The organism is Deltaproteobacteria bacterium, from assembly GCA_020848905.1.
Lineage (GTDB): Bacteria > Myxococcota_A > Polyangia.
In genome coordinates this window covers 185,315-204,550 of the sequence record JADLHG010000045.1, presented here as the reverse complement: position 1 = coordinate 204,550, position 19,236 = coordinate 185,315, and the positions used below count along the sequence as shown (strand labels likewise).

Sequence of the window (19,236 nt, the reverse complement as noted above, 5' to 3'; positions counted from 1 at the left end):
GTCAACGATCTTTCTTGACTCGCGTCAATATCGAACTTGATCTAGCTAGGCTATAGGACGTCAAGCGAGACTGCTCTCGCACCGGGCCCCTCGGGAAGCTCCGCCACGCTGGGGCCAGAACGGGGCAGCCTCAGGACCATGCGCCCGGCCCCCACGACCAGCGTGCGCGCGCCGGCGGTGAACCGGACGAAGTCAGCCCGCGCGTCTCCGAGCGTGAGCTGCTGCAGGTTCCGCGCGACCGGGTCCCGGCGCGGGTGAAGAGGCAGCCGCAGCAGCTCGAGGAGCCCCTTCCGCCCGCCGTGGGCCATGAGCTCTCCGTCGGGGCTCACGTCGACGGGAAAAGGCCGCCTGACCTCGCCCGCGAGCTCTCGCCGCTCGAGGATCCGAGGCGGTCCGTAGTCCGAGAGCGGCCGCGCCGCGCCGACGAAGACGCTATCTGTCGGATCGAGAGCCTCGACGGCCACGAAGTCTCCGTGCTCGGTGAGAGCGGTGACGTGCGCCGCGCAGAGCCAGAGCTCCACGACGTTGCTCTCCGGCATCGGGAGCGCTCCGCGCGCGGTTCCGTCCGGAAAGGCGTAGAGCCCGACGCGCCCGTAGCTTCCGAGCCCGAGAAGCCCGAGGCTCTCGGAGAGCGCCACCGAATGGATCACCCGGCCCGGTTCGGTCACCGTCAGCACGCCGCGTCGCTCGACGAGATCCACGACCTCCGCGCGCTCGTCGGCGCGGGCCACGACGGCAAAGCGGCCCGTCTCCGACAGCGTCAGCCGATGGGGCAGCTCGAGCTGCAGCTCGTCGGTCGGGATGCAGACCGGCTCTTGCGGCGGCTCTGACACGGGGTCCCAGAGGCGCAGACCCTCGTAGACGTTGCTCCACATCACGTCGGCTCGCACGACGAGGGGTCCCGCGGCGCCGGCGACGGTGACGCCCTGACGCGGACCGCTGCCCCCCCACGCGGGAGCACGCCCCCCCACCGCCTCGCCTCGTAGAAGGTCGAAGAGCTGAATCGTGCCGCGCCAGGTGCGCACCAGCGCGTAGCGCCCGAGCGCGTCCACCGCGCGCAACCTCGCGCCGCGCGGCAGGGTGAGCCGGCGAGGTCCGGGGTCGGGGCAGCGCTCGGGGGCCTGCCGACAATGCGCGCAGACCAGGCGGCCGCACAGCATGCACGCCGCATCGGCCCCGTGTTGCTGACAATGGCCGCACCCGACCGCTGCCGGCCCGCGCGCGAGCACGCGGGTTAGTCCCCCTTCTTGCTGCGCCACTCGAGGAAGGCGCTCATGCGCTGCACCTTCTCGTCATCCTCGAACAGCACCGCCTGCGCCGTGGCCTCGAGCGCCATCCCGGCGTCGGTCGTCCCCTCGGCTGCGAGGTTCAGCGCGGCCTTGGCCAGCCGCACGGCCAGCGGGCTATGGGCGGCGATGGTGCGCGCGAGCTGGCGGGCCGCCGCGAGGACCTCCTCGTCGGGGACCACCTGGTTCACGAGGCCGATGGTCAGGGCCTCGGCCGCGCTCACGCGCCGCCCGGTGAAAATGATCTCGCGCGCTCGCCCGAGGCCGATGAGGCGCGGCAACCGATAGGTCGCCCCCGCCCCGGGGATGATGCCGAGGCTCACCTCCGGCTGGCCGAGCTGCGCACCCTGCCCGCAGATGCGCAGGTCGCAGGCCAGCGCCAGCTCGCAGCCGCCGCCGAGCGCGTAGCCTCGGATGGCCGCGATGGTCGGCACGGAGAGCTGCTCGATGCGGCGGAAGAGCCCGGCGTTGATCCGTCGGAGCGCGTCCAGCTTCCCGCGCCGCGCGAGCTCGGCGATGTCGGCGCCGCTCGCGAAGGCCTTGTCCCCCGCCCCGATGAAGATGAGCGCGCGGAGCTCCGACCTTTCGCCGAGCCCGGCCACGGCGGCGTCGAGCTCCCGCACCATCTCGAAGTTCAGCGCGTTGTGCACCTCGGGGCGGTTGAGCGTGCAGAGCGCGACCCCGTCGGGGTCCATCTCGAGCTGGATCGTTTCGTAGGTATCCTCGGCCATGCGCCGTAGTGGAGCACCGCCCGAGCGCGATGTCGAGCGGCTGCGGCTCCGCGGAGCGAGCGTCGCAGGGACCTCTCAGGACCGACGTCGCGTCCCCCGTGAGAACGCTGCCAGCGCGAGAGCGAGGCCGAGCAGACCGAGCGCGGCCGTCGAGCCCGAGGCCCCCACCTCGCAGCCGCAACCCCCCGTGTGGTCCATGGAGCCCGCATCCCCCGCCGCGGGCACGTCCCGCTTGGGCGCCGCATCTCTCAAGCCCGCGTCGATCGGAACCCACGCATCGGACCTCCCTCCGTCGCCCAGGTCGGCCCGCCCGTCCGTGCGCCCACCGTCACTCGCCGCGGCGTCCGAGGCCCCGCCGTCCCTCACCGCTCCGTCCGGGACCCCTCCGTCCGCCGGGACGTTGCTGTTCTCGAGCATCACCGCGGCGTAGCGAATCCCACCGCCCGCCACGTAGGCCTCGATGTCGACGATCCGCGCCTTGTTCGTCGTCGCGAGCGCGTTCAGCTCCGCCTCGGTCTTGTCGAGGTACCACCACCACTGCTTGGCCGGGCTCGCGTTCGGGGCGAGCACCACCGCGAACCGCACGTCGGTTCCCACGAGGTAGCGCTCGAGATCCACGATCCGCGCGCCGTGCTGCGTGACCTTGGCCTTCACGTCGGCCTCGGAGAGGTCCACGTACCAGTAGAAGGGGGACGCGTCCGCGCCGGTGTTCACGAAGGCCACGGCCGAGTACGAGCGCGAGGTGCCGACGAGCAGGCAGTCGAGATCCACCGGCCGCGCGTTGTTGTCCGAGAAGTGCTTCGTCAGGTCCGCCGGCTGCGCGGCGGCCCACCACCACCAGTTTCTGGAGGCGAGCGGCACCATCACCGCTGCGTAGCGCGCTTGCCCCGCGACCAGATAGACCTCGAGGTCGATGATGCGGGCCTTGTGCGTACCGACGAGCGTGTTCAGCTCGCCCGAGGTCTTGCCGTGATACCACCAGGACTGGCTGGCGTAGGGGCCCTCGCTCTTCACGAGCACCGCGGCGAAGGTGGGGCCGGCGCCGACCTCCTCGATCTCGATGTCGATGACCCGCGCGCCCTTCGCCGTGGCCTCGGCGTTGATCTGGGCCTCGGTCTTTCCGACGAGCAGCCACGAGGAGACAGGCGTCGTGGCGTTGCGCTCGGGCTCGGCGGCGTGCGCGCCCGTGGCGACGAGCAAGGTCGCGACGACGACCGCGCCGCAGCGTCCACGGGATCTCGTGAGATGTCTCATGTCGCGCCAGCCTCCACGCAGGTTCGGGGACGGAAGATCATGGCAGGTATCGCACAGGATCGGCGAGCCCCGCCTCGGCAAATCCCTTCCGACGGAGGAGGCACGCGTCGCAGCGACCGCACGCGCCCCCGTCCGGCGCCGGGTCATAGCAGCTGTGGGTCAGGCCGTAGTCCACGCCGAGCGCGAGTCCGGCACGGATGATCTGCGCCTTGTCGAGCTCCATGAGCGGTGCGTGAATGCGAAGGCGCTTGCCCTTCTCGGTGCCGAAGCGCGTGGCCTCGGCGGCGAGCGCCTCGAAGGCGGCGATGAAACCGGGGCGACAGTCGGGGTAGCCCGAGTAGTCGAGCGCGTTCACGCCGATGAAGACGTCCTGTACGTCCAGCACCTCGGCCCAGGCCAGCGCGAACGAGAGGAAGATCGTGTTGCGCGCCGGAACGTAGGTCACCGGGATCCCCGTCCCCATCTCCGCCACGTCGCGCCCCTTGGGCACCTCCAGGTCCGCGGTGAGCGCCGAGCCGCCGATGGCACGCAGGTCGATCTCCACGGTGAGGTGCCGCGTGACGCCGAAGGCCTTCGCCACGCGCGCGGCCGCCTCGAGCTCTACCGTGTGCCGCTGCCCGTACCGGAAGGTCAGCGCCGAGCAGGCGAAGCCCTGCTCCTGCGCCAGCGCCAGGCAGGTCGTCGAGTCGAGGCCCCCCGAAAGGAGCACGATAGCCTCCGTTGACACCGCGTTTCGCCCTCCAGTACGGTGGGGTTCGCCTTCTCCGACGAACTTTTCCAGAGCCGCGGGCTATTTCAAACCAAAATCGCTCGTGGGTCGCACCTCAGGAGCCTCCATGAGCACCAAGGTCATCCTCATCCCCGGCGACGGCATCGGCCCCTCCATCGCGGACGCGGTAGTCCGGATCCTGGACGCGGCCGGCGCACGCATCGACTGGACCACGCACCACGCGGGGGCCGAGGTCCTCGCCACCGCCGGAGATCCGCTCCCCCAGACAGTGGTGGACGCCGTGCGGGAGACGGGCGTCGCGCTGAAAGGGCCGGTCTCGACGCCCATCGGAGGGGGCTTCTCCTCGGTGAACGTGCGCCTGCGCAAGCAGCTCGACCTGTACGCGAACCTCCGGCCGGCCCATTCGCTGCCGAACATCCCGAGCCGCTACGAGAACGTGGACCTCGTGATCGTGCGCGAGAACACCGAGGGGCTCTACTCGGGGATCGAGCACGAGGTCATCCCGGGCGTGGTGGAGTCGCTGAAGATCATGACCCGCCAGGCCTGCACGCGGATCAACCAGTTCGCCTTCGGCTACGCGCGCGCCTACAAGCGAAAGAAGGTCACCGCCGTCCACAAGGCCAACATCATGAAGCTGGCCGACGGGCTCTTCCTGAAGTGCTTCCGCGAGGTGGCCGAGCTCTATCCCGAGATCCAGGCCGACGACTGCATCGTGGACGCCGCGGCGATGAAGCTGGTGATCAACCCGAAGGCCTTCGACGTCGTCGTCATGGAGAACCTCTACGGCGACATCCTCTCGGACCTCTGCGCGGGGCTCGTGGGGGGCCTCGGCGTGGCCCCCGGCGCGAACATCGGCGAGAAGTGCGCCGTCTTCGAGGCCGTGCACGGCTCGGCCCCCGACATCGCGGGCCGCAACCTGGCGAACCCGACGGCGCTCCTCCAGTCCGCGGTGCTCCTGCTGCGGCACATCGGGCAGGTGGCCGTGGCCGACCGCATCCACGCGGCGCTCTTGCGCACCTTCGCCGAGGGCGTGCGTACCAAGGACCTCGGCGGCAGCGCGGGGACGACCGAGTTCACCGAGGCCGTCGTGGCGCGGCTGGGGGCGTAGGGGGGTCTCCCGGGCGGGTCGCACGGCCTGCGCGCGACCTTGCTACGCCCCGCATAGCGTGCTCCACTGACCCATGACGAAACCCACTTCGCGCACGGCCTCCACGCTTCTCACGTTGGCCGCGGTCGCGGCGCTCTCGGCTGGACTCTCTCCGGGCTGCTCGGCATCCCAGGCGACGTCCACGGGCTCTGATGGTGGAGCCGCCACCGACGGGTCGCAGGCAAGCTCCGGCACCACGTGTCTGGAGATTGTGAAATGCCTCGGCGACTGCCCCGACACCGAGGGCGCATGCGCCGATGCGTGTGGCGAGAAGGGCAGCCCGGTGGGGCGATCGAATGTCATCGCCCTGGCCTCTTGTATCGAGAAGGAGAAGTGCGCCACCGGCCCCTGCGTCACGGACAAGTGCGCCGCGTCGCTCAAGGACTGCGTGGACTCCAGCAAGCTGAAGCCCGTCGATCCTCCTCCGCTCGTGGGAGGCGGACCGCCTGGAAGCGTTCCGCCCGACCTCGTGGGCGAGTGGGCCGCGACCACGGATGGGAATGGGGGACGACTGATTCTCAACGCCGACGGCACCGGCAGCTGGGCCCGCGGCTTCTCGTATCTCGGGTATCCGCAGGGCAGCTCCACGAGCTGCCTGGTGACCGGCAACACCACGTCGTCCGGCAACGTCGTCGTCGAGGAGATGCCCTCTGACGCGCCCCCCGGAGGTCCCCCGTACGGCAAGATCACCGTCTACGCGACCAGTGTGGTGAAGGCCTTCCGAAACTGCTCGGGGCCGCTCGTCAAGAGCAACGAGCCCCCGGCGACGGTGCAGCTGCAGTGGTACCGCGACTACGATGGATCCGGCTACCAGAATGTCGCCGACCCGAACCTCATCTTCATCATCGACGCCGACTGCGCTGCGAAACAGTCTGGCCAGGGATCCGGCGTCGCGATGTACTGCACGACCCGGGTGAAGCGGAAGTAAGGCGGCCGGCCACAATTAGGTGTGCAGGGATCGTGGTCGAGGCGCCCGGACGGCGAGGCGCGACAAGGGCGCATACCCGTCGGTACGCAACCGAGGAGCAACGAAGCCAGCCGGGATGCATCGGCCGCGAGGATGCACAGGTAATTGTGGCCGGCCGCCTTAGGCACCGGGGGCCACGGTCTCTGCCCTAGTCCACGAGCGGCGTGAAGAGGTGCCGCTCCGTCGCCCCGCTCGGGTCGAGCTCGAGAAGAAAGCCGTGACGAACCGACCAGAGCCCGAGGTCGATGATGGCCCGCGAGATTAGCGCGGCGGTGCGGTTCTTCACGCTCGGATCGCGATCGATCTCCTCCAGCCGGCGCAGGGAGATGATGCCGATGTCGAAGGACGACGCGTCGTGCTCCAGATCTCCGGGGCTCGCCGTGACGACCAGCCTGCCCGAGAGCAACACGCTGCGCCACTCGCCGTCCGCCAGGGCAAGGGGGGCCTTCGCTCGGATCACGAGGATATTCCGCTGCTCGAGCGCCGCGGCGACGCCGTCGAGGCCGAGGTCCACGACCACGCACCCCCGCGAGGTCACGCGCCGCCGCGCCGAGGGGGTCGAGGGACTATCCGCTTGGCTCACCGGGTCGGCACTGCCTTCTCCGCGTCCCATTCTCGTATTCGTCCGCCGCACCGCTCCGACTCGAGCTTGGATCGAGGCTGTGCACGTTTGCTGCACACGCCCCCATAGGCCGAAGTGGCGCCCATCGAGCGCGAGGGGTTTCGAGCGGCGGGTGACCCTCGCGCTCTCCTTCCGCTCGGGTGGCACGGCGCTCACCGGAGGTCACCGAGCTGACCGGGTGGCGAGGCGCCTAGATCACCCCCTCCTTCTTCCATCGCGCGAGGACCTCCTCGACCGGCACCGCCGGGTCGTTGCGGTGTTTCTCGATGAGGCTATGGTAGTGCGCGTCGTCCTCGGAGAGTTCGGCGTGGATGATTCCGCGGATCCATTCCGCCACGCTCTGCTCGTTGTGCTTCGCCGACCGCTTCACCTCGCGGTACATCTTGCCGTCGAGCCGCACCGTGAGCCGGTGCCAGCGCTTGGCCCGTTTCGCCATCGCGTCACCTCGGTGCTCAGCGTGGCAGAGGTGTGTGCAGCTTTACTGCACGCCACACGTCGGAGGACCGGGCTGCGCCCATTCGTCAGCGCGCGGCGTCGTCCACGCCCCCGCCGGGGGGCGGACCGAGGAGCTGCTCGACGGACATGGCGTCGAAGGTGGCCTGGTCGGGCACGAAGACCCCTACGCAGGGGACGGCCTCGTTCGCAGCGTGGAGGAGCTTGGCCTTGAGGTTTCGCCCGTCGCGGGAGCGACGCAGCCCGAGCGCATGAAAGAAGGGGAGCCCGGGCTCCACCTCGGCGTTGCCGAGCCAGGTCATGCAGTTGATCCCGGGCCCACCCGGATAGCGGTAGGGGTTCGCCGCCGGGTTCTCGCGAGCCCGGAGCCAGCCCTTGAGGTGCGCGAGCCTCTGCCCCTCGAGGTCCACGGGAAAGACGATGCACCCCTGTCGCCGCGGCTGAAACTGCGGCCGCAGATCGTGATTCTCCGGGGGCCGGCCGTTGAAGTTCAGGCCCCAGTAGTAGCAATCCCCCGGCTCCACGGCCATCGAGACGTGCGTGTCGCCGTCGTACTGCAGGTTCACGTAGCCCCGCGGAGCCGAGAAGTGCTCGAGGAAGGCGTCGTAGGCGGCCGGCGGCAGCGGGACGAAGAGGCGGTCGACGAGCCGCGCGGCGGGCCCGACCCGCACGACGCGGGGCCTGAGCCCGCGCTCGTCGGCAAAGCGCTCGACCGCGCTCCGCAGACGCGACGGCGCCGCATGGAGCGCGCGCGGCGCGAGGAGGGCGAGCGCCGAAAGGACGAGCGCCGAGGGGATGAGCGCGAGACCGGCGAGCGGAGGACGTGCGGAGACACGAGCCATCGCGTCCGCGAGGCAGCAAGTAGGAGGCCAGGCCCGCTTGTGCACAAAGGGTAGTAATAGCTGGAGTTTCCAGACGGGACAGCGACTCGGTCGCACGAGAACCGGACCGCCTGCTCGCTCGCGCTTCGAAATCCGGACAGCCCGGCCGCGGCAGAGCGGGCACGCGATGGAAGTGCTAGGCGAGCCTGCTCACCGCCGCCGATAGAACTTGAACGAGGCCGGCAGCCCGTCGTTGTGCACGGTCACGCCGTGGCCGTGGAAGTAGGTGAAGAGCGCCCCCGGCGGCACGCCGTAGGCGAAGTCATGGGGCGTGAACCAGCGGCTCGTCGCGCCGAACATGGAGAAGCGCACGTGGGTCGCCTCCTTCACGGTCCGTTCGAGCGTCGGCACCCTCGCGTGCGCCACGCCGTCGGTGGTCAGCCGCTCGCTCCAGCCGAGGACATGGTCGTAGTGGGAGAAGGTCCCGGGCTTCGAGATCTCGACCTCGAGCTTGCCGGTATAGCCCCTCTGGATGAACCCCGAGGCCGCGCTCCAGTACTCGACGTGACAGCCGGACTCCCACGCGCCGAGGGTGCCAAGGTCGAGGCGAAAGTACTCCTCGGCCGACGCGGCCGAGCCCGCAAAGACGAGCGCCACGAGCAGACCGAGGGAGATGCGGCCGCGAACGGCACTCCCGAAATACGACGACCGCGCGCGCATGCGGCGTGCTCCTTGGATACGCAATGCCCCCGGCTGACGAGGGCGTCACGGGCCTCTGAAGCACAACCCATGCCGAGTCGCGGCTGGCCGTGCCCGTTGGAATGCTTGCGATAGTCGCCAAGCCCGGCCGCACCGGTGGCCGCTTGCGCCCACGATCGTTGGCTAGACGAGGCGCCGGGGCCCGTCCGCCTCCCCGCCGCGGCTCTCGCTCGGTTGGCGCGAGGCCTGTGCACGCCTTCTGCACAGGGTCGCCCTAGCCTGAAGGGGCGCCCGGCTGGCGCCCGGAGGCTCGATGCAACTCTTCTTCACGCACCCGGAGCTGGAGGAGGACCCGCCGCCGCTCGACGGGCCCGCCGGGCGGCAGCTCCTGCACAGCTTGACGGCGCTTCTGGCGATCGTCGGGGACCCTTCCAGGGACGCGCGGTCGCGCCGCAGGGCCTTCGCCCGGCATCAGCGACTCCTGATGCTCCAGGCGGGTAATTGGCTGGACTCCTTCACTGAGCCAGCCTGGGTCCGCGCGATGACCCGGGCGGCCCGCCACACCTCCTCGGACCTGCTCGCCCGCGACGTAATCTTCGAGCTCGCCTTCCGGGCTGGCCGCGATGCGCTCGCCAGCTTCGACGCGCTCGGGCGTCACTTCGAGCGCCGACGACAATGGGCACGGCTCGAGCCCGTGGCAAGCGAGCTCATCGAGCAGCTCCGTGCGCTGAATCATCAAGACGCGAAGCGCTGGCTGCGCCTCGTCGCCGAGCGTGCGACGCCCACCTTTGCGCTCGAGGCCCTGACCGCGCTCCTCATGCTCTGGCCCGACCTCGCGCGCGATGGGGAGGAGGAGGCGACGAGCGACGCGCGACAGGCGAATTTCTGGACCGAGCGCACCGCCTACCTCCGCGAGCGCCTCGAACACCGGCCCGAGCTGTTCCGGGCGTTCCCCTTCAGCACCCGGCTCTGGTGCTGCGGCCTCTACGCCTGGCACCTCCTGCTCACGACCTTCGCCCCCTGCGCCTGGCGCCTCCTCGCCCGCATCGACTCGTTCGACGAGAGCGAGGAGCACCTCGCCGGGGCGCTCGCCCACCCCGACCGCCTCGCGCCGCTCGACGAACTCCCCTCGTCCACGGGGCCCTTCCTGTTCCTCGTGCGTCCCTGGGGTGAGGACCTCGGCCGCGCCAAGGCCTCCCTCGCTCAGGCGATCGGTGAGGCGCGAAGGGACCGGCCCGAGGCGCGGCGCGTCCTCGAAACCTTCCGGCGCCGGCTCGCCCGAGCCCGCCCGGAGTCCCTCGTCGGCGAGGTCGCCTCGCGGCGGCTGGGGACGCGGCTGCGGCGGCTCCTGCGTAGGGGCTAGGGCGGCCGGCCACAATGAGGTGTGCAGGGATCGTGGTCGAGGCGCCCGGATGGCGAGGCGCGACGAGGGCGCATACCCGTCGGTACGCAACCGAGGAGCAACGAAGCCAGCCGGGATGCATCGGCCGCGAGGATGCACAGGTAGTTGTGGCCGGCCGCCTAAATCAGGGCCCGGCCTACTCCCCCTCCGAGCTCGGCGTCACCTCGAGGCGCAGCACCCCCTCGGCCTCCGCCGCCGGGAGCTCCTGCACCTCGCGGAGCCGCTTCCCGACGGAACGCGCGCTCCGCGCCGCCTCCTCGACCTTGTTCGAGGCCTCCTGGAGCTTCTTCTGCACGCGGTCGAGGACCTCGCCGTACTTGCTCCACTCGGTCTTCACCGCGGCGAGGAGCTTCCAGACCTCGCTCGAGCGCTGCTGAATGGCCAGAGTGCGAAAGCCCATCTGCAGGCTGGAGAGGATCGACCAGAGCGTGGTGGGGCCGGCAATCACCACGCGGAAGTCGCGCTGCACCCGCTCGGGAAGGCCCGGGCGACGGATCACCTCGGCGAAGAGCCCTTCCGTCGGCAGAAAGAGCACGGCGAAGTCCGTCGTGCGCGGCGGGTTCAGGTACTTGTCGCTGATCTCCTTCGCGCACTGCTTTATCCGCGCCTCGAGCTGACCGCCCGCCTCCTCGGCCGCCACCGCGTCGGCGCGTTCCTGCGCCTCGACGAGCCGCTGGTAGTCCTCGACGGGGAACTTGGCGTCGATGGGGAGCCAGACCACCTCGTCCCGGTCCTCTCCGCGACCCGGTAACTTGACCGCGAACTCGACCCGCTCCCCCCCGTCCTTCGGGGCCACGTTGGCCGCGTACTGCTCCGGGCTCAGCACCTGCTCGAGCATCGCCCCGAGCTGCACCTCGCCCCAGGTCCCGCGCGTCTTCACGTTGGAGAGGACCTTCTTCAGATCCCCGACGCCGGTGGCGAGACTCTGCATTTCCCCGAGCCCCTTGTAGACCTGCTCGAGCCGCTCGCCCACCAGCTTGAAGGACTCGCCGAGGCGTTTCTCCAGCGTGCCTTGCAGCTTCTCGTCGACGGTGGCCCGCATCTTCTCGAGCTGGCCCGCGTTGTCCTCTTGCAGGGCCTTCAGCTTCTCCTCGACGGCCGTCTTGAGCGCCTCGAGCCTCTGCTGGTTCGTCTCGGTGAGCTTGCCGAGCTGCGCCGAGGAAGCCTCGAGCCGCGCGGTCACCGCCTCCCGCATCCGGTCCAGCTTCTGATCGTTCGTCTGCGTCAGCGTGGAGACCTGCTGGTAGAGCGTGTCCCCCACGCTCTTGAGGCTGCCGGTCAGCTCCTCGCGGGCCTGACGCGCCGCGGTCGTCGCCTCCTCGCGGTTCTTCGCGACCTCCTCCCGCACCCCCCGCTCCATCCGCTCATGCGACCTCTCGACCGCCTGCAGGGCGTTCTGGAGCGGCGAGAGGTCCACCCCCACCTTGCGGCGGAGAAGGAGGAGCTGCAGCAGCGCGACCACGGCCAGCAGCGCGAGCGCGACGACGAGCAGAAGGTTGGTCAAGGGACACCTTTCGGCGTCGACGCGTGCGATCAGGCGAGCGACCGTACGCGAAAGAGAGGGACGCTACTTTGGGCCGCCCTGCGCCGCCATCGCCGCCATGGCGGCCTTCATGCGCTGATCCATCTCGGCCGGCGAGAGGTCTTCCTTGTGCGTGGCGATGCCCCAGCCAATTCCGTTCGGGTCCGTCACCTTGCCGAAGCGGTCGCCCCAGAACATGTCCTGCATCGGCATCTTGACCTTGGCGCCCGCCTTCACCGCCCGGTCGAAGGCAGCGTCCGCGTCGGGCACGTACATGAAGATGCTGCCTACCGTCGGCGGATCCTGCATCGCCTCCGACAGCATGACCACCGAGCTGCCGATCTGGAGCTCGGCGTGCATCACGACCCCGCCGGGGCCCGGCATGCGGAAGCGCTCCTCCGCCCCGAAGGCCTTCTTGTAGAACTCGATCGCCTGGTCCGCGCCCTTCAGGTTCAGCGCGGGCGTGAGCGTTTGGTACCCATCTGGAACGGGCTTCACCGGGGACATGCTCCACCTCCGTTGGTTGGGGGAGGCAGGCTAGCGCGACGGCCGCGCCGGGGCAAGGCGCGTGGAAGGCGCCGGGAAGGCGCCCGCGAACCTGCCCCCCCCAACCCCTTGTGGGATCACTTGCAGCCCGAGCAAAGGAAAGAGCGCGTGTGCACTATTTCTGCACACAGGTCCTCTAGTGTATCCGCAGACAGGCGCGCAGCCGCCGCGCCAGCGGCTTCCGCCGACGACGCACAACCCATCGCGCAGGTGTTATGTGCGGTAGAAAGGGGCTATAATGCGTCACCATCCAGCGGGGGCGACGATGCAGCAAAACGACGACCATGTGCAGACGCGTTGGTTCATTCCGGCGCGCGTCGAGGTCCCTCCACGCCGGGCAAGTCTGACGCTCGGGCTCGGGGCGGCCGTTCGCTTCTATCGCGAGCTCCAGGTCCCGGGCATCGGCGGGGTTCGGTTCGTACGGCAGATCTCCTGGGCCGTCGCCGGTCTGGCGATCGCCGAGGAGTGCCACGTTTCCCCGGCGCGCGTCGCAAACGCGATCGAAGCCTTGGCCTGCAAGCACGCGTGGGCGTCGGAAGTCGAGGGGGTGGGTCGCGAGCGGGTGCTCGGCGTGCGCGCCTTCCCGCAAGAACCGGACGCGTGGTCCTTCGCAGAGCTGTGTCAGGCACGGTACTACGTCCAAAACACGTACCGGCAGGCCACCGTCGCGGCCTTGGCCGATGAAGGCGGACTGGGTTTCACCACGGGAAGTCGCCTTTTCAATGGCATGAAACTTTCGGCGCACGGTCGCGAGCTCGCAAAGCTCTTTCTTTCGCAGGTTGCCGGCCGAGGGGAAGCCCGCTTGAGCAAACAGCTCCTCGACTGGGTCGGTGGTGCGAGAAATCTCGGAAGGACTGCGTACACTGCCGGCCGTGCCCTGAGCCCGCGATGGGCCAAGTTTGCGAACGCCGGGGGCCCCGACGAGGGGGCGCTCGTTCTTGCGCGCCTCCAGGCAACGACGCGGGGCGACCTTCCGGGGACCGATCCCGAGCGCCGATCCCATCTGCTGGACGCCTTCGAGGTGCTACAGGGGACCGATGGCCTTCCCCCTTTGCACGCGGCGCTCGTGGAGAGGCTGCGAGTCTCGGGCTACGCGGCGCAGGTGGCCGAGCTCGAGGTCGCTCGTGCCTTCGGCGAGGTCCTCGGGGCCGCGAGGCGCCTCGTGCACGCGGTGGCGCAGGCCCTCGCCGAAGACCAGCGCGAGGTGGCCCCGGCGAGCGAACTGGCTCCCGATGAGCGCGTCCGCGCGGGCGAGGAAAGGTTACTGGCCGCCTTCGAGGACTATCGGAGGTGTGCGCGCGGCCACGGTCGGTCGCACCCCGAGGCGCTGCACATCTGCGACGCGCTCGGTGAGACGGGCGACTCTGCGCGAAGGATCGAGCAGCTCGTCGCGCGAGACGGCGCGATCCTCCGCAGCCCGGGGGCGGGTCGCATCGAACGCGGCGAGCTCTTCGCCTCGCACAAGGAGCTCGCCGTGGACGCCGAGGATGACGAGGCGGCAGAGATCCGTGGGGCGATCACCCCTCGCCTGCGGCAGTTGCACGGGCTCTGGAGGGACTGTCATGCCAGCTAGCGCCGAGGGGCGTCATTCGAGCTACGTCGATCTCTTTGCCCCGCCGGACGAGCAGCGGCAGGGCGTCTTCGGATTGTGTTGCGCCCTCAGCGCGAACGCGCGCTACATCGAGGCCGCCCTCGAGCGCTTTACCGGCCTCGGTCCTCAGGCCCGCGCCCGCGGCGGGCAGCTCGCGATCGTGCTGCTGACCGACCCGCGAGACCCGCGCTTGCCGCCGATCGCCGGGCTCGAGCAGGGACACCCCCACCGATGGCCGGAAAAGACGGAGCTCCTGCACGCGAAGGTGGCTCTCCTTGGCTTCGGTCCCTCGCGGACGGGCGAGCCGGATTTCCTACGACTTGTAGTCTCAACGGGCAATTGGACGCTCGGGGCGGCGAACCACGAGCTGAACCTCGTCTGGACCTGCGAGCTTCGGCTAGGCACGCGGAGCGCCGACGCGCGGGACGCCGAACGCGATCTGCGGCAGACCGCGCGCTTCTTTCGCGCGCTGCTCTCGGATGCAGCGGGCGGGAATGGGTATTACGCGCTGCCGCGAGCCGCGCAGCAGCGGGTTGACGCGCTCCTTGCGCGGTGTGGCCTGACGTCCGAGGACGATCGAGCGGCCGCGGACGCGAGAGACGCGAGGTTCATCTCCACACTCACGGCACCTCCGGCCGCAAAGAGCAGTGCGCCGAGCACGTTTCTCAAGGGCTCCATCGGACGGCAGGTGATCCGCAGCTTCGAGAGGCGTGGGGTGCCGCGCGGCGAGGCGACGCGAGGGCGAAACCTCCTTTTCTGCGGGTCAGGATTCTTCGAGAACGCGCGGGAGGGAGAGTCGGGGCCCCCCGAGGTGCTGACGAGGCTCTGCGCCGAGCTGCAGGAGGCGAAGGTGCTGGCTCAAACGCTGAAGCCCGAGGACAGGTGGCTCGCCGTCAATCCCGAAACGGCGGGGGCCGTTGGCGTGTGGCTTTCGGCGACGGACGAAGACGCGCTGGATTGGACGATTTGCAGGCCCTGGCGATCCGCCGAGGAGGGTCGGCGGGGGAAGGGCGGGTCCGGCGAGCCGGCTCGCCTGCATGCCAAGTATGTCTTCGTCGGTCGCTGCGGAGAGCGTTGCACGAGCGGCCTGCTCTATCTCGGGTCGGGTAACCTGAGCCTGCAAGGCTTTGCCCTTTCCCCTGGCGCAAACGGGAACGTCGAGGCTGGCGTAGTACTCGAGACGGAGGATATGGACGAGCGGATTCTTTGTGCGTCGCTCGGCATTCACCCGGAGGAGGAAGCCGCCCTCGAGGACTTCGATGTCGAGCGAACCGGCGAAGAAGCCGAGACGAAGCCCGAGCTGCAGCAGCGACCGCCACCGCTCGTGGGCCTGACCTGGGACGCGCAGCAATCGAAGCTCGCTCTCGAGTGGCTTGCCGGTGAAGACCGTGAAGGGTGCGAGCTGCGGTGGGGGGCCGTCGTGATCCCGATCGACGCCACGGCCGAGACGGTGGCCGTCCCTCCCGAGGCGCCGCGCGTCGGCCGTGTGAACCTGCTGCGGGGCAACGAGCGCTGGGAGTTATCCGTGTTTACCGCCGCCGGGGACTACTGTCGTCCGCCAGCGGAACGGCGCGGGTTTGACGAGGTGCTGGCACGGCTCGCCGACTTCCCCGGCCAGGCCTGGGATGACGAGGCGGAAGAACCTGCGCGAAGGGGGGATGGGGGGGATGACGGCGACAGGCCGCCGTTCCAGTCGCATGGCGAGGACGAGACGGAGGAGCTCAGGAGGGCCCGCGAGGCCTTCCCGATCCATCGCGCCATGGCCCTCGTCGAGGCCCTCGCCGAGGGAAACCAGCGCGTCGAAGCCGGTCAGATGCCCGACTGGGTGGCGCACCTCCGTCAGGTGCTGCTCGAGGAACTCCAGCCGGAAGCCGCAAAGGCGTTCGCGAGCCTGGGGTGGAATGTTCTGGCGCCGCTGCACGCGGAGCCCGGATTTGCCCCTCGAGCTCCGACGTCGGACTACGAGGTGCTCCTTCGGGAGGTCGAGGCTGCGTGGGCGACGCCCGCGCGACCGCTCCTGCCGTCGGATGGGGGGAGGATGCCATGACCGTCTCGTGGAGCGAGGTCGCCGCCTGTCTCGAAAAGATAGCCTGCGATCCCGCGCGGAGCTGGAAGTTCGGGCAGGCGCGAAGCTTGAGATTTCTCGCGGGTCGAGTCGCGCAGCAGACTGGGGCTCTCATTGCCGACGAAGTGGGGCTCGGCAAGACGCGCCTCGCCCTGGCCTTCATCGAGGCGGTTCAGGCCAATGGCGGCCGCGTGGCGGCGGTTGTGCCGCCCGGCTTGCTCTACCAGTGGGACAAGGAGTGGCGCGATTATCAGCAGCGGCCGGGCGGCGAGGGAGTCGAGGGTCCGCTCCTGCTGCGTGGGTACGCGGATCTCTTCGAGGCAGCGGGGGCGCCCCAGTTTCCGGTCGCGAAGCGCGGCAGATGGCTCCTCTTTTCGCACACCTTCGGAGCTCCGGCGGTGCGGTCCAACTCGCGACCTTGGCGCTTCTATCTGGCGAGCCTCGTGAAGGCGCATTTGCTCGAGCTCGGCGAGGCAGATCGCCCGCGAAAGACGAACCTTTGGAGGTGGGTGGCCTCCGCGAACGCGTGCTGGGAGCTGGAGAAACCGGCAGACCACGAACAGACCGAGTGCCGGTGGTGCATCGAGCGGGCGGCGGCGCAGTATCTCGCCGGACGCGCGGCCGTGCGGGCCCACCTCAAGGACCTCCCACGCACCATGCTAGAGAGCCCCGAGGCGGCTCGAGACCATGCGGCCGGCGAGGAGGGTCGCAAGCTGACCACGCTGCTGATGCGCGAGCTGATCGGCGGGCTCGACCTCGTGGTGATCGATGAGGCGCACAAGAGCCGGGACGACGGCGACGAGCCCACGAAGGTCCTCGGGAGGCTTCTCGCGGAGCTCCTACCGCAAGGAAACGACAATCGAAGACTCGCTCTGACGGCGACCCCCGTCGAACTGAGTGCCGACCAGTGGCGCACCACGCTCGACCGTATCGGCACGCGCCCGCGACCCGACGAAGAGATCGATGCCTTTTCCAAGGCACATGCCACCGCGCATCGACATCCCGATCAGTCGGCTGCGATTCAGGAGCTCATCGCCTCGAGCGGAAACTTCCAAGCGGCGCTCCGGCCCCACGTCACGCGACGCCGGCGGGTCCATCAAGAGGAGATGCGGACGCTCCTCGGCGCGGCGAGCGAGCTTCGCGCGCACGCTCATCGGCGGCTCGGACATCTCGCCATCGATTACGAGGGCATCGACGAGGCATGGAAGCCCATCGTCCTCGCGCTGGAAGGGCTGGGCAAGGCAGCGAAGGGGGCGGGGGTCGAGGGAAGTCGAGATCGTCAGCGGGACCTCCGCTACGCGAGCGGTCATCTAGGGCGCGACCTCGACGGGAGCGAGCGGGCCGGCGCTTCATCGGGTTCTCCGGCGCCCGCCGAGCCGGGCGACGACGCGCTGCGCGGCAAGCGCCAGCGGATGGCCTTCTGGCGCCGGCTCATTGGGGAGCAGCTACAAGGGCTGTCGCGCGGGCGCGAGGTGGAGGAGCTCCTGCTGAAGCATCCGCGGGTCGTGGCGGTGGCCGACCACCTGGAGCGACTGCTCTGGAGCGAGGCCGGCGCCGACGAGAAGGTGCTCGTCTTTGGTGTCTTCCTGCAACCCATGAAGGCCTTACGCACGGTGCTCAACCACCGCGCGGCACTGCGGCTCCTGGATCGGGGCGTACCGGTCCCGGCGGCGAAGGCCGCCCGCGACGAGCTGGAGGCGCTGTGGGCCGAGTACGAGGGCGTCAAGGAGCGTTCGGCCCGCGAAGGGGCACGGGTCCCACCCTTTTCCGGCGCGCTGGCGGTGGAACTCGCTGACCGCGAGGAGCTCGAGCGACTCTTGGCGTCGGCGGGCAGGCGCTACGAGAGCCTGCGCGACGGGTTACAGCGACACATCACCGAGGAGCTACTTCCGGAGCTCCCGGGGGACGCGGCCATCTCTCGGCTGACCAAGAAAAGCCGCCGAGCGCTGGCCGAGCTGCTTCGCGCGCGCGTGTTGAACGAGTGGTTGAGCAACCCCGCCGACGCCCGGCTCCTCGGGGCTGGACGCGATCTGGCGCTCGAACGAGGAGCCGAGGCACCACGCCGTGCGAAGGAGATCTGGGCGGAGATCTTGAGCTGCCAGATCGAGGTTCTCGATCCCGACGCGGAGGAGGAGGCGGAGACCGAGTTTCACGTCGACGAAGAGATTGGAGAGAAGAAGGCGGCGGAATGGAGAGAGCTCGACCGCCGAGGGGACCATTTGAGTCCGAAACAGCTCGAGCACTTGATCGAGGACGAGTACGAGGGAAGCGGAACGCGCCTCAGCAACTTCGCGCGCCTGATGAGCGGCGAGATGCCGATGGAGCGGCGTCGCGTCCTGCAGGCGCAGTTCAACACGCGAGCGGCATTTCCGCGGGTGCTCATCGCCCAGAGCACCGTGGGGCGCGAGGGGCTCAACCTGCACACCGCCTGCCGGCGCGTGGTCCTTTTTCACCCGGAATGGAATCCCGCGGTCGTCGAGCAGCAGATCGGCCGTGTGGACCGGATTGGGAGTCTTTGGCAGGAACGCGCCGAAGCCTGGTTGAAGACTGGCGCGGCCGAGGAGATGCCGCTCATTGAGGTGGAGTCGGTGGTGTTCGAGGGCACCTACGACGAGTACCAGGCGCGGGTGCTCGAGCAGCGACGCCGCAGCCTGAGGGCCCAGCTCTTCGGCGAGCTTCTCGACGAGTCGGCGCTGGAGCGGATACCGGAGACGCTCCGGGAGCGCGTCAGAGCAGCGAGCCCGGACTTCTCTCCGCCGGCGGACGACGCTTAGGGCCCGGGTCGGGGGAACTCAGAACCTTAGGATGGACGACATGCCCAGGATGTTGAATGAGCTGCAGCTCCGCCTGCTCCGAGATTTCGACGGCACGAGAGAGGTACTGACGGCCGCCGACGAGCTCGAGCAGGTGGTCCGGAAGGCTCTGAGCGACCATGTTCGTGCGTGGATAGATGCGGCCCTCGAGGGCGACTGGCAGGCAGACCTGCAGGATCGGAGCGTGATGGGCCGGTTGGCTTTCTGGCGGTCCTCGTGGCGTCGCGAGATCCAAGGCGCCACCGAGATCATGATGTGCGGCTATCTGGGAGTGGACCTGGATGTCGGCGAGGAAGGTGGGTCGTGGACCTGTCACGTGCTGGGTGCCGCGCCGGTGACGTTCCGAGGTGGCATCGCGTTCGACGGGCTGGGCAGGTATCTGGGCGGTCCGGACCGTGCGTTGCGGCTCACCCAGCCGATGCGGGAGCAGCTCTCACGAGGCGGCTTCTTGGTAACGACGGGCCCGGCTGGATTTCGGGAAGGACTACCTGCCCGCACTCGACCACATATGGCGTGAGGCGACGGCGGCCGCCCGATGAGCGCGCTCGCGTCGGAGGCTAGTACAGTGAACGGCTTCGAAGGACCCG

Annotated in this window: 17 protein-coding genes; 7 read left to right on the top strand and 10 right to left on the bottom strand. The window is 69.4% G+C overall.

Annotated features, from left to right (window positions below; translation table 11 throughout):
* Positions 1-50 precede the first annotated feature (50 nt).
* From IT371_20755 to queC, 4 genes are all read right to left on the bottom strand, one after another.
* Complete coding sequence (locus IT371_20755; protein ID MCC6750109.1) at positions 51-1,160, bottom strand: hypothetical protein; 1,110 nt, start codon at positions 1,158-1,160, stop codon at positions 51-53.
* Between the two features lie 74 nt (positions 1,161-1,234).
* Positions 1,235-2,017: an enoyl-CoA hydratase/isomerase family protein gene (locus tag IT371_20750; GenBank protein MCC6750108.1), complete on the bottom strand. Its 783-nt coding sequence runs from the start codon at positions 2,015-2,017 to the stop codon at positions 1,235-1,237.
* 75 nt (positions 2,018-2,092) lie between these two features.
* Positions 2,093-3,271 (bottom strand): hypothetical protein, encoded by a 1,179-nt coding sequence (locus tag IT371_20745; protein ID MCC6750107.1) that lies wholly within the window; start codon positions 3,269-3,271, stop codon positions 2,093-2,095.
* Between the two features lie 37 nt (positions 3,272-3,308).
* On the bottom strand, positions 3,309-3,998 hold the full coding sequence (gene queC, locus IT371_20740; GenBank protein ID MCC6750106.1) for a 7-cyano-7-deazaguanine synthase QueC: 690 nt from the start codon (positions 3,996-3,998) through the stop codon (positions 3,309-3,311).
* Between the two features lie 109 nt (positions 3,999-4,107).
* Here queC and IT371_20735 point away from each other — a divergent pair, with 109 nt between their 5' ends.
* Positions 4,108-5,109 carry an NAD-dependent isocitrate dehydrogenase gene (locus IT371_20735; protein ID MCC6750105.1) on the top strand — a complete coding sequence of 334 codons (1,002 nt, stop codon included), beginning with the start codon at positions 4,108-4,110 and terminating at the stop codon, positions 5,107-5,109.
* Positions 5,110-5,431: 322 nt separating this feature from the next.
* Positions 5,432-6,076 (top strand): hypothetical protein, encoded by a 645-nt coding sequence (locus IT371_20730; protein MCC6750104.1) that lies wholly within the window; start codon positions 5,432-5,434, stop codon positions 6,074-6,076.
* 187 nt (positions 6,077-6,263) lie between these two features.
* Here IT371_20730 and IT371_20725 read toward each other — a convergent pair whose 3' ends face one another.
* From IT371_20725 to IT371_20710, 4 genes are all read right to left on the bottom strand, one after another.
* The gene (locus IT371_20725; GenBank protein ID MCC6750103.1) at positions 6,264-6,728 is read right to left on the bottom strand and encodes a hypothetical protein; all 465 of its coding nucleotides are present in this window, start codon (positions 6,726-6,728) and stop codon (positions 6,264-6,266) included.
* A 199-nt stretch (positions 6,729-6,927) separates the two neighbouring features.
* Positions 6,928-7,173 (bottom strand): hypothetical protein, encoded by a 246-nt coding sequence (locus tag IT371_20720; GenBank protein ID MCC6750102.1) that lies wholly within the window; start codon positions 7,171-7,173, stop codon positions 6,928-6,930.
* Between the two features lie 85 nt (positions 7,174-7,258).
* On the bottom strand, positions 7,259-8,032 hold the full coding sequence (locus IT371_20715; protein ID MCC6750101.1) for a hypothetical protein: 774 nt from the start codon (positions 8,030-8,032) through the stop codon (positions 7,259-7,261).
* 189 nt (positions 8,033-8,221) lie between these two features.
* Entirely contained in the window at positions 8,222-8,731 is a 510-nt protein-coding gene (locus IT371_20710) for a hypothetical protein (protein MCC6750100.1), read from the bottom strand.
* A 292-nt stretch (positions 8,732-9,023) separates the two neighbouring features.
* Here IT371_20710 and IT371_20705 point away from each other — a divergent pair, with 292 nt between their 5' ends.
* Positions 9,024-10,073: a hypothetical protein gene (locus IT371_20705; GenBank protein MCC6750099.1), complete on the top strand. Its 1,050-nt coding sequence runs from the start codon at positions 9,024-9,026 to the stop codon at positions 10,071-10,073.
* A gap of 175 nt (positions 10,074-10,248) precedes the next feature.
* Here IT371_20705 and rmuC read toward each other — a convergent pair whose 3' ends face one another.
* Both rmuC and IT371_20695 read right to left on the bottom strand, forming a co-directional pair.
* Positions 10,249-11,616, bottom strand: a complete 1,368-nt coding sequence (rmuC, locus tag IT371_20700; protein ID MCC6750098.1) for a DNA recombination protein RmuC — start codon at positions 11,614-11,616, stop codon at positions 10,249-10,251.
* A 63-nt stretch (positions 11,617-11,679) separates the two neighbouring features.
* On the bottom strand, positions 11,680-12,141 hold the full coding sequence (locus tag IT371_20695) for a VOC family protein (protein ID MCC6750097.1): 462 nt from the start codon (positions 12,139-12,141) through the stop codon (positions 11,680-11,682).
* 277 nt (positions 12,142-12,418) lie between these two features.
* On the opposite strand from IT371_20695, the gene IT371_20690 reads away from it, so the two are divergent.
* From IT371_20690 to IT371_20675, 4 genes are read left to right on the top strand one after another with little or no spacing between them, the layout of a single operon-like run.
* Positions 12,419-13,753: a hypothetical protein gene (locus IT371_20690; protein ID MCC6750096.1), complete on the top strand. Its 1,335-nt coding sequence runs from the start codon at positions 12,419-12,421 to the stop codon at positions 13,751-13,753.
* Positions 13,743-15,818, top strand: a complete 2,076-nt coding sequence (locus IT371_20685; protein ID MCC6750095.1) for a hypothetical protein — start codon at positions 13,743-13,745, stop codon at positions 15,816-15,818. The genes IT371_20690 and IT371_20685 overlap by 11 nt, the downstream gene beginning before the upstream one ends.
* A complete protein-coding gene (locus tag IT371_20680) occupies positions 15,815-18,610 on the top strand; it encodes a hypothetical protein (GenBank protein MCC6750094.1) in 2,796 nt (931 codons plus the stop codon). Before IT371_20685 ends, IT371_20680 begins: the two co-directional genes overlap by 4 nt.
* Positions 18,611-18,641: 31 nt before the next feature.
* Positions 18,642-19,166 carry a hypothetical protein gene (locus tag IT371_20675; GenBank protein ID MCC6750093.1) on the top strand — a complete coding sequence of 175 codons (525 nt, stop codon included), beginning with the start codon at positions 18,642-18,644 and terminating at the stop codon, positions 19,164-19,166.
* The last annotated feature ends 70 nt before the right edge of the window (positions 19,167-19,236 follow it).

What these genes read in the sequence shown, in the direction of transcription:
- IT371_20705 (MCC6750099.1), top strand. Translation starts at nt 9,024, where the DNA reads ATGCAACTCTTCTTCACGCACCCGGAGCTGGAGGAGGACCCGCCGCCG.
- IT371_20735 (MCC6750105.1), top strand. Translation starts at nt 4,108, where the DNA reads ATGAGCACCAAGGTCATCCTCATCCCCGGCGACGGCATCGGCCCCTCC.
- IT371_20680 (MCC6750094.1), top strand. Translation starts at nt 15,815, where the DNA reads ATGACCGTCTCGTGGAGCGAGGTCGCCGCCTGTCTCGAAAAGATAGCC.
- IT371_20720 (MCC6750102.1), bottom strand. Translation starts at nt 7,173, where the DNA reads ATGGCGAAACGGGCCAAGCGCTGGCACCGGCTCACGGTGCGGCTCGAC.
- IT371_20725 (MCC6750103.1), bottom strand. Translation starts at nt 6,728, where the DNA reads ATGGGACGCGGAGAAGGCAGTGCCGACCCGGTGAGCCAAGCGGATAGT.
- IT371_20715 (MCC6750101.1), bottom strand. Translation starts at nt 8,032, where the DNA reads ATGGCTCGTGTCTCCGCACGTCCTCCGCTCGCCGGTCTCGCGCTCATC.
- IT371_20710 (MCC6750100.1), bottom strand. Translation starts at nt 8,731, where the DNA reads ATGCGCGCGCGGTCGTCGTATTTCGGGAGTGCCGTTCGCGGCCGCATC.
- IT371_20745 (MCC6750107.1), bottom strand. Translation starts at nt 3,271, where the DNA reads ATGAGACATCTCACGAGATCCCGTGGACGCTGCGGCGCGGTCGTCGTC.
- IT371_20690 (MCC6750096.1), top strand. Translation starts at nt 12,419, where the DNA reads ATGCGTCACCATCCAGCGGGGGCGACGATGCAGCAAAACGACGACCAT.
- IT371_20685 (MCC6750095.1), top strand. Translation starts at nt 13,743, where the DNA reads ATGCCAGCTAGCGCCGAGGGGCGTCATTCGAGCTACGTCGATCTCTTT.
- IT371_20750 (MCC6750108.1), bottom strand. Translation starts at nt 2,017, where the DNA reads ATGGCCGAGGATACCTACGAAACGATCCAGCTCGAGATGGACCCCGAC.
- IT371_20675 (MCC6750093.1), top strand. Translation starts at nt 18,642, where the DNA reads ATGGACGACATGCCCAGGATGTTGAATGAGCTGCAGCTCCGCCTGCTC.
- IT371_20695 (MCC6750097.1), bottom strand. Translation starts at nt 12,141, where the DNA reads ATGTCCCCGGTGAAGCCCGTTCCAGATGGGTACCAAACGCTCACGCCC.
- IT371_20755 (MCC6750109.1), bottom strand. Translation starts at nt 1,160, where the DNA reads ATGCTGTGCGGCCGCCTGGTCTGCGCGCATTGTCGGCAGGCCCCCGAG.